We start from the raw sequence: 8,808 nt of genomic DNA, 5'->3' as shown, positions 1-8,808 counted from the left end.
CGACATTCTCGAGGAAGTCTTCTGTCGAGGGATAGAGGTTGCAGGCAAACATGAAATCCTGCCAGACCATGAGGCCGAGCCGGTCGCACAGGTCATAGAACCAGTCGTGCTCGTAAAAGCCGCCACCCCAGACGCGGATCATGTTCATATTCGCGGCTTTTGCCGACTGCAGCAGGTCTTCCGTCTTCTCCGCCGACGACAGCGAAAACAGCGCATCCGCCGGAATCCAGTTCGCACCTCGGCAAAAGATCTCGCGGCCGTTGACCTTGAAAGCGAAGCGGCTGCCGGCCGCATCCGGCGTCGTGATGAGTTCGACGGTGCGAAGGCCAATCTGCTTCGTCACCACATCTGACGGCAGATCGACGGTCAGCGCATAAAGCGGCTGCTCGCCGCTGCCGGAAGGCCACCAGAGGCGCGGTTTCTCGACATAGAAAATATGATTGACCACCGTCTCGCCGGCATTGACACCGACATCGAGTCGGACACGCTCGCCGTCGAGCGCGAAATGCAACGGCACGATGCCGGGATCCTTCGCGAAGAGCGTTGCAGTGACCTGCAGTTCGACGCTGCCGTCGAGGCTGTGCGTCTGGCGCGTCGTGACGTGTTCGATGCGCGCCGTCTCGAGCTTCTTCAGTGCGATCGTGCCATAAAGCCCGAGCGGCGCGATCGCGATGTTCCAGTCCCAGCCGAAATGGCATTGCGGCTTGCGCAGCATATTGCCGTTGGCGATCGGCGAGTTGCCCGGGTGATAGGGTACGTAGAAAGGCTGCCTACCCTGCCGCTCTGCGCCGGCGGCAATGCTCGAATGCAGCACGACGCGGATCGTGTTTTCGCCTGCCTTCAACATGCTCGAAACGTCCGGCCGGTAGCGGCGAAAGCAATTGTCGACCGCGAGCACGACGAAGCCATTGATAAAGACCGAGGCAACGGTGTCGATGTAATCGAGGTCGAGATACCAGTCGCCTTCGGCATCATCGAGCTGGAAGCTTCGCTCGAGCACCCAATCCCGATGCGCGACCCACTGCACCTGCTCTTCGTTGCGGCCGAAATAGGGATCAGGAATGAGTTCTGCCGCGTGAAGCGCCGTATGGACGTCGCCCGGAAGGGTGATCGATGTGGTGACTTCGCCTTCCGCGGAGGCGAGATGCCAGGAACCGGAAAGATCGATGGACGAAGTATTGGACGTAGTCATTATCTGATCTCGAACATTGAAACGAGGGATGTCTTCGCTCGCACAGGAGCACGTGAGCGCCCCTCACCAGCCCTCTTCCCGCCTGCGGGGAGAGGGAACTTGCCGAACGCAATATTGCGATCGGGGAAGGCGTTGCGGCATACCTGCTTCTCCCAGGCTGCGGGAAGAAGGTGCCAGAAAGGGGAATGAGGGGCTGGTTACCGCCCTCGCCCACCGCACACGCGCCGCCTCCTAAATTCTCTCCTCCGTCTCAGCATCGAAGAGCGATGCCAGCGACATGTCGAAGCTGAGCTTCACCGGTGTTCCCACCTTGAAGCGGCGCGCGCCGTTGATGCGCACCGACATCGTGTGACCGGCGTGCTTCAGCCAGAGGAGGTTGTCGGCGCCCATCGGCTCCTCGATGTCGACGGTCGCATCATGCATTTCGGGGCCGAGATTTTCGTCGACCTTGATGTGCTCCGGACGCACGCCGAGCACCACCTTGCGGCCAGGTTGCAGCGGTTGAGCCGTATCATAGCCGTCGAGCGAGAAGCTGACGCCGTTTGATCTGAATACCGTCTTTTCGCTGTTCTTGGTCAGTTCGCCGTGCAGGAAGTTCATTGACGGCGAGCCGATGAAGCCTGCGACAAAAAGATTGCGCGGCCTGTTGTAGATGGTCGTCGGATCGTCGAGCTGCTGAATGATGCCGCTTTTCATGATCGCGATGCGGTCAGCCAGCGTCAGCGCCTCGATCTGGTCGTGGGTGACGTAGATCATCGTGTTTTTCAGCGACTGGTGCAGGCGCTTGATCTCGACGCGCAGCTCCGAACGCAGCTTGGCATCGAGGTTGGACAGCGGCTCGTCGAACAGGAACACATCGACATCACGCACCAGTGCGCGGCCAATCGCCACGCGCTGGCGCTGGCCGCCGGACAGTTCGGCGGGCTTGCGCTTCAAAAGCGGCTGGATCTGCAGGATTTCGGAGGCGCGCGCCACGCGCTTGTCGATCTCGGCCTGCGGCACCTTTGCAACGCGAAGTCCGAAGGACAGGTTCTTCTCGACACTCATCTGCGGATAGAGCGCATAAGACTGGAACACCATGCCGATGCCGCGGTCCTTGGGCTCCTCCCAGGTGACGTTCTTGCCCTTGATGAAGATCTGTCCCGCGGATGCATCAAGCAGCCCGGCGATGCAGTTGAGCAGCGTGGACTTGCCGCAGCCGGACGAGCCGAGCAGGACCAGGAATTCGCCGTCGTTAATGTCGAGGTTCAGGTCCTTGAGGACGCTGACGGCGCCGAAATTCAGCGACAGATCTTTGATGGAAACGCTTGTGTTCATGATCAACCTTTCACTGCGCCAGCGGCGATACCGCGGACGAAGAGACGTCCGGACACGAAGTAGACGATAAGCGGCACCGCGCCAGTGAGCAGCGTTGCGGCCATGTTGACGTTGTATTCCTTCACGCCCTGGACGGCGTTGACGATGTTGTTGAGCTGCACCGTCATCGGGAAATTCTGGTTGCCGGCAAAGATCACGCCGAACAGGAAGTCGTTCCAGATACCGGTGATCTGGATGATCATCGACACGACGAAGATCGGCAGCGACATCGGCAGCATGATGCGGAAGAACACCTGCCAGAACCCTGCCCCATCCACACGCGCAGCCTTGAAGAGTTCGGGAGGCAGTGATGCGAAATAATTTCGGAAGAGCAGCGTGTTGATCGGCATGCCGAAGATCGTGTGCACCAGGACGACCGCCCAGATCGTCGAGAAGATGCCGAGTTCGCGCATGATGATGACCAGCGGATAGAGCATCACCTGATAGGGGATGAAAGCGCCGAAAAGCAGGATCGTAAAGAAGACTTCCGAACCCTTGAAGCGCCAGTAGGACAGGCCGTAGCCATTCACCGAGGCGATCGCCACGGAAATAATGACGCTCGGAATGGTAATCTTGACCGACTTCCAGAAGCCGACGCTGATGCCGGAGCAATCAAGGCCTGTACAGGCCTGGCTCCATGCCTTGACCCAGGGTTCGAAGGTGATCTGCACCGGCGGCGCGAAGATGTTGCCCATGCGGATTTCTGTCATGTCCTTGAGGGAGGTCACGACCATCACATAGAGCGGCAGGAGATAATAAAGCGCGGCGACTGTCAGGATGCTGTAGAGGATGATGGTCGACGGCGCGAACATGCGACGCGGCCTTGCGCCTGCCGGCTCGACGACGCTGGCGATGCTGTTGGTGGTGGTGGCCATGGCCATGATCGTGCTCCCTCAGGATCGCTTCTGGCGGAACTCGGCGAGAGCCCACGGAACCAGGATGATGAAGACGGTGACGAGCATCACGGTCGAAGCCGCAAGGCCCTGCCCGAGATTGGCGCGCTCGAACATGAACGAATAGACGTATTTGGCGGGCACTTCCGATGCGAAGCCGGGTCCGCCCTGCGTCATTGCGACGACGAGGTCGTAGACGCGTACGATGCCGGAAGCGACGATCACCAGTGTGGTGACGAAGACGCCGCGCATCATTGGAATGATGATGAACAGGTATGTGCGCCACGCCGGAATGCCGTCGACGCGCGCCGCCTTCCAGATTTCGGAATCGATGCCGCGCAGACCGGCAAGCATCAGCACCATGACCAGCCCCGTCCCCTGCCACAGGCCGGCGATGACGAGCGCATAGATAACGGTATTCTTGTCGCCGAGCAGCGCGAGGCTACCCCCCGGAAGGCCAAGATCGTTCAAAACCTTCGGCAGGCCGAGGCCGGGATCGAGAATCCACTGCCAGACGAGCCCCGTCACAATGAACGACAGGGCGAACGGGTAGAGAAAGATCGTGCGGAATGTGTTCTCGAACCTGATCTTCTGATCGATGAGAACAGCCAGCAGGAAGCCGATGATGAAGACGAATGTCAGCACGCAGACGCCGTAGGTGGCAAGATTGAGAAGCGACTGGTTCCAGCGCGAATTGCCGAAGAGGCGGCTGTACTGGTCAAAGCCCACGAAATCGCTCGTCGGCAGTAGCCGCGACGACGTGAACGAGTAGAAAACGGTCCAAAGCGTGCAACCGATGAAAATCACGATGACGGTCAGCATCATAGGGATTGCTGCGACCTTCGCATTGAGGTTGCGCAAAAGGCCAAACGGCCGGCCGGCATGAGCCATCAATACCTCCTGTTGGCGGTCAGGGGCGCGACCAGACTGGAAAGCTGTCCGCTCGCGCCCCATAAAACCGTCTCAAGTTATGAGAGCGTCTGTGGCCTTACTGGGCCTGCGAGATGATGTCGGCCTGACGATCGATTGCATCGTCCACAGACATCTTGGAGCTGAAGAATTCGAGCGCGAGATCCTGCAGCTGGCCCTGCGTATCGGAATCGAGCATCTGCTCGGTCGAAGGCAGAACATTGTTGAGGTCCGACAGGATTTCGATGCCCTTCTTCATGCAGGCGTTCGCGGCTTCGAGATCGACGTCGCCGCGAACCGGCAGCGAACCCTTGACCAGATTGAATTTGACCTGGACTTCCTTGGAGAGAAGCATCTTGGCGAGTTCAAGCTGCGCCTTGGTGATTTCCGGATTGCTGTTCTTCGGGAAATAGAACGCGTCGCCGCCCGTATCGAGCTGCGCATTGAAGCCGAGACCGGGCAGGCAATCGTAGTCGGTGCCGGCAACCTTCTTCGCGACGCCGAATTCACCTTGAGCCCAATCGCCCATGATCTGAGCGGCCGCCTTGCCCTCGATCACCATGTTGGTGGCAACGTTCCAGTCGCGGCCGGAATAAGCCGGATCGACCATATCGCGGGCCTGGGCGAATGCGGTCCAGACCTTCTTGTTCTGATCGCTGCGAACGGCCTCTTCGCTCTTCTTGTCGTTGATCTGCAAGTAGAGGTCTTTGCCGCCGATGCCGGCCTGCATGACGTTGCGGATGCCTTCGACCTGCCACGGGGCGCCGGTGGCGAGCGGCGTGATGCCCTTCTCCTTCAGCTTCGGCGCGTCGGCTGCGAGCTCGTCCCAGTTTTTTGGAACAGCCATGCCGTTGTCTTCGAAGACGTGGCGGTTGAGCCACATCCACTGCCAGGAGTGGATGTTGATCGGCACGCAATAGATCTTGCCTTCATAGACGCAGGCGTCGAGCAGCTTGGCCGGACGGATGACGTCCTTCCAATGCTCCTCCTCGGCAAGTGGCGTCAGATCCGTCATGAGGCCTGCCTTGATGAGTTCCTCGGCGTCGCGGCCGGTGTTCATCTGGGTAGCGCCCATGGGGTTGCCGCCGAGAATTCGGCTAATGATGATTGGGTTGGCGGTGGTGCCGGAACCGGCAATTGCGCCATCGACCCACTTGTTGTTGCCACTCGCGTTGAAGCTGTCGGCAAGGACCTTGACGGCGGCAGCTTCACCGCCGGATGTCCACCAATGGGTGACTTCGAGATCGGTCGCGTTGGCCGCGCCAAGCGGCAGCACGACGGAAGCGGCAAGCACAGCCGCCATCGAACGAAAATTCATGAGTTCTCCTCCCTCACTGAAACGTTGCCGGAAAAACTTAGTGCAATCGACATTTTGGCGCAACAGCCCGCTGTCAAGATTTTAAGCGAAACGCGCCATTGCTACCCATGCCTGTTGTTCCTTCACAACTCCGCGACATATGGCGCTAGACTGGGCATTCAAGCTTGCATGATGACGAACGAAACAAGGTATTGATATTAAATATTAATTTCTATTATGGCGCATATCGTCTGAAGAAATCGCCTTCGCACGTGCAAAAGATCCGACCTTGAAACCGGAATTCAACCTAAGCGTCTAGTGCTGGTGCGAACATCATAAAAAGTGCTCGACATTTCCACTGTATCGTTACAGATTTAACGGCTCAAGTGACGAGTGTTGTTCAGCGGGGAATGTGCTTACGGCTTTGCGAAAACATTCTAAAAGCGGATCGGAATCGCGCGAGGGTGACATAAAGGGATGGAAAACAAGGGAAATTCCGGGGGAGCGGCAGCGGCTATCCAGCGCGAACGGCCGACGCTGAAGACGATCGCCTTCATGACGGGCCTGGGCATTACCACGGTTTCGCGCGCACTCAAGGACGCACCGGATATCGGCGCGGAGACCAAGGAGCGCGTGCGTATGGTCGCCCGCCAGCTCGGCTACCAGCCGAACCGCGCCGGCGTACGCCTCAGGACCGGCAAGACCAATGTCATCGCACTCGTTCTTTCCATCGACGAAGAGATCATGGGTTTCTCGAGCCAGATGGTCTTCGGCATTTCCGAGGTGCTGACCGGCACGCCGTACCACATCGTCGTGACACCGCACTCGCACAGCAAAGACCCGATGCTGCCGGTGCGCTACATCCTGGACACCGGCTCTGCCGACGGCGTCATTATTTCCCGTATCGAGCCCGACGATCCGCGCGTGCGGCTGCTCGCTGAGCAGAACATGCCCTTCGCGACGCATGGCCGGACAGATGCGGGACTGGTCCACCCCTATCACGATTTCGACAACGAATCCTTCGCGCACGAGGCGGTGAAGAGGCTCGTCGAGCGCGGGCGCAGGCGTATCGCTCTGCTCCAGCCGGCAAGCAAGCTCACTTACTATGCCCATACGAGGATCGGCTTCCAGACCGGCCTTCACGACTATGGCGCCGAGGAAGTCCCCCTGCGCGTCAACACCGATACGCCGCTGGAGGAGGTCAAGGCCGCGGTCGAAGCGATGATGCGCATGCCGAACGCGCCCGACGGCATCGTCTGTTCGGCCGGAAGTGCCGCTATTGCCGTCAACGCCGGCATCGAGGCGACAAGTAAGCGCGTCGGCTACGATATCGACATGGTTTCCAAGCAGTCCGCGCCGATCCTGAACTGGATCAGGCCGGAGATCATCACCGCCAATGAAGACGTTCGCCACGCCGGCCGCGAACTCGCCAAGGCGGTCATCGCCCGCATCGATGGCATTGAGCCGGAACTGCTGCAGAGCATCAGCAAGCCGGTCTGGCCGGACGATCGCAGATAGGGGTCACGTTTCCTGGTGCGCAGGCGCCGAATTATCCTGCTTCGCCGCAGTTCGGCACGGAAGAGACAACGGGAAGCGGACAAGCCAGCGCGAGGCTCCATGATCCTGCTTCGGTATCTTCAAAATAAAACAAGCCCGATCGAAACCGGGCTTTTCCTTGTTCGATTGATACCTCAGAACGTCGAAGCGCCGCTGCCCCATGGGCCATGGTGGAAATCCTTGCCGTCGAGGCGGTCGAAGCCGTGAGCGCCGAAGAAGTCGCGCTGGGCCTGGATGAGGTTCGCGGTGCCGCGGCCCTGGCGGTATGCGTCGAAATAGGTGAGCGCCGAGGTGAGTGCCGGAACCGGCAGGCCGGCGGCAAGTGCTGCCGCAACGACGCGGCGAAGCGACGGGATCGATTCCTTGACCATTTCGGAGAAGGCCGGCGTGACGATAAGGTTTGCCGCATCCGGCGCCTTGGTGAAAGCGCTGGTGATTTCGTCCAGGAACTGCGAGCGGATGATGCAGCCGGCCCGCCAGATCTTGGCGATCACCGGCATCGGCAGCGACCAGTTGAACTCGCGGGAAGCCTCCGCCATCACGGCAAAGCCCTGCGCATAGGCGCCGATCTTGGCGGCAAACAACGCCAGTTCCAGATCCTTGTCGAGGTCCTGACCGTAGGGAATCGGGAAATCGTATTTCGGCTTTCCGAAAATCCTCTCGGCGGCTTCGCGCTGATCCTTCATCGAGGAGATGCTGCGGGCGGCAACGGCAGCTTCGATAGCCGTCGCCGGAATGCCCATGTTCTGAGCTTCGATCGCCGACCACTTGCCGGTGCCCTTCTGGCCGGCCTTGTCGAGGATCATGTCAACCATCGGGCCCCCGGACACGGGATCGGTCGCGGCCAGCACCCTTTCGGAGATTTCGATGAGGTAGGAATTCAGGCGGCCCTTGTTCCATTCGCCGAAGATCTTGCTGATTTCGCCGGCGCTCTTGCCGAGGCCGTCGCGCAGGATGCCGTAGATTTCGGCGATCATCTGCATATCGGCGTATTCGATGCCATTGTGGATCGTCTTGACGAAGTGACCGGCACCATCGTTGCCGAGCCAGGCGACGCAGGGATCGCCGTTATACTTGGCGGCAATCGAGGTCAGAACCTTCTCGACACGCTTCCAGGAGTCTTCGGTACCGCCGACCATGATCGACGGGCCGTGGCGGGCGCCTTCTTCTCCGCCGGATACCCCCATGCCGATGAAGGTCAGGTCGGTATCCTTGAGGCGGTCGAAACGGGCGATCGTGTCACGGAAATTGGCGTTGCCGGCATCGATCATGATGTCGCCTTTGGAAAGGTGCGGCCGCAGCGCTTCCATCTGCTGGTCGACGGCCGCGCCCGCTTTGATCATGATGATGATCGGACGCGGCGGGCGGATAGCCTCGACGAATTCCTCGATGGTCTTGCAGGGGACGATCTGCTTCTTGAGATCACCGGCGCTTTCGTAGAATTCGTCCGTCTTTTCGGGAGTGCGGTTGAAGACTGCAATCTTGTTGCCTTTTTCCGCAATGTTGAGTGCCAGGTTGGAACCCATGACGGCAAGGCCGATCAGCCCGATTTCTGCCTTTTCCACGATACACCTCCGATGAGTCATTTTGGACCGGTGTTGTGG

General features: G+C 59.5%; 6 protein-coding genes and 1 pseudogene. 1 reads left to right on the top strand and 6 read right to left on the bottom strand.

Annotation, left to right across the window (positions count from 1 at the left end; genetic code table 11):
• The 5 genes and pseudogenes from C9413_RS22355 to C9413_RS22335 all read right to left on the bottom strand — a co-directional run.
• Positions 1-1,192: pseudogene (locus C9413_RS22355) on the bottom strand (glycoside hydrolase family 2 protein); the annotation flags it as partial.
• A gap of 231 nt (positions 1,193-1,423) precedes the next feature.
• Positions 1,424-2,509 carry an ABC transporter ATP-binding protein gene (locus C9413_RS22350; RefSeq protein ID WP_039845141.1) on the bottom strand — a complete coding sequence of 362 codons (1,086 nt, stop codon included), beginning with the start codon at positions 2,507-2,509 and terminating at the stop codon, positions 1,424-1,426.
• A gap of 2 nt (positions 2,510-2,511) precedes the next feature.
• Positions 2,512-3,429, bottom strand: coding sequence for a carbohydrate ABC transporter permease (locus tag C9413_RS22345; RefSeq protein WP_039845142.1), 918 nt, complete (start codon positions 3,427-3,429; stop codon positions 2,512-2,514).
• Positions 3,430-3,441: 12 nt separating this feature from the next.
• Positions 3,442-4,332 (bottom strand): sugar ABC transporter permease, encoded by an 891-nt coding sequence (locus C9413_RS22340; RefSeq protein ID WP_039845143.1) that lies wholly within the window; start codon positions 4,330-4,332, stop codon positions 3,442-3,444.
• Positions 4,333-4,429: 97 nt separating this feature from the next.
• A complete protein-coding gene (locus C9413_RS22335; RefSeq protein ID WP_039845144.1) occupies positions 4,430-5,668 on the bottom strand; it encodes an ABC transporter substrate-binding protein in 1,239 nt (412 codons plus the stop codon).
• Between the two features lie 456 nt (positions 5,669-6,124).
• Between C9413_RS22335 and C9413_RS22330 the strand changes: the two genes are divergently transcribed.
• Complete coding sequence (locus C9413_RS22330) at positions 6,125-7,165, top strand: LacI family transcriptional regulator (RefSeq protein ID WP_039845145.1); 1,041 nt, start codon at positions 6,125-6,127, stop codon at positions 7,163-7,165.
• Positions 7,166-7,338: 173 nt separating this feature from the next.
• Here the strand turns inward: C9413_RS22330 and gndA are convergent, their stop codons facing one another.
• Positions 7,339-8,790 (bottom strand): NADP-dependent phosphogluconate dehydrogenase, encoded by a 1,452-nt coding sequence (gndA, locus tag C9413_RS22325; protein WP_170250924.1) that lies wholly within the window; start codon positions 8,788-8,790, stop codon positions 7,339-7,341.
• Positions 8,791-8,808: the final 18 nt, after the last annotated feature.

The sequence above is a fragment of the Rhizobium sp. SEMIA 4085 genome, from assembly GCF_013004495.1.
GTDB classification, from domain to species: Bacteria; Pseudomonadota; Alphaproteobacteria; order Rhizobiales; family Rhizobiaceae; genus Rhizobium; species Rhizobium gallicum.
This window is presented reverse-complemented; position numbering and strand designations above follow the sequence as displayed.

Coding starts and splice junctions, on each gene's coding strand:
- C9413_RS22335 (WP_039845144.1), bottom strand. CDS start 5,668: ATGAATTTTCGTTCGATGGCGGCTGTGCTTGCCGCTTCCGTCGTGCTG.
- C9413_RS22345 (WP_039845142.1), bottom strand. CDS start 3,429: ATGGCCATGGCCACCACCACCAACAGCATCGCCAGCGTCGTCGAGCCG.
- C9413_RS22330 (WP_039845145.1), top strand. CDS start 6,125: ATGGAAAACAAGGGAAATTCCGGGGGAGCGGCAGCGGCTATCCAGCGC.
- C9413_RS22340 (WP_039845143.1), bottom strand. CDS start 4,332: ATGGCTCATGCCGGCCGGCCGTTTGGCCTTTTGCGCAACCTCAATGCG.
- C9413_RS22350 (WP_039845141.1), bottom strand. CDS start 2,509: ATGAACACAAGCGTTTCCATCAAAGATCTGTCGCTGAATTTCGGCGCC.
- gndA (WP_170250924.1), bottom strand. CDS start 8,790: ATGACTCATCGGAGGTGTATCGTGGAAAAGGCAGAAATCGGGCTGATC.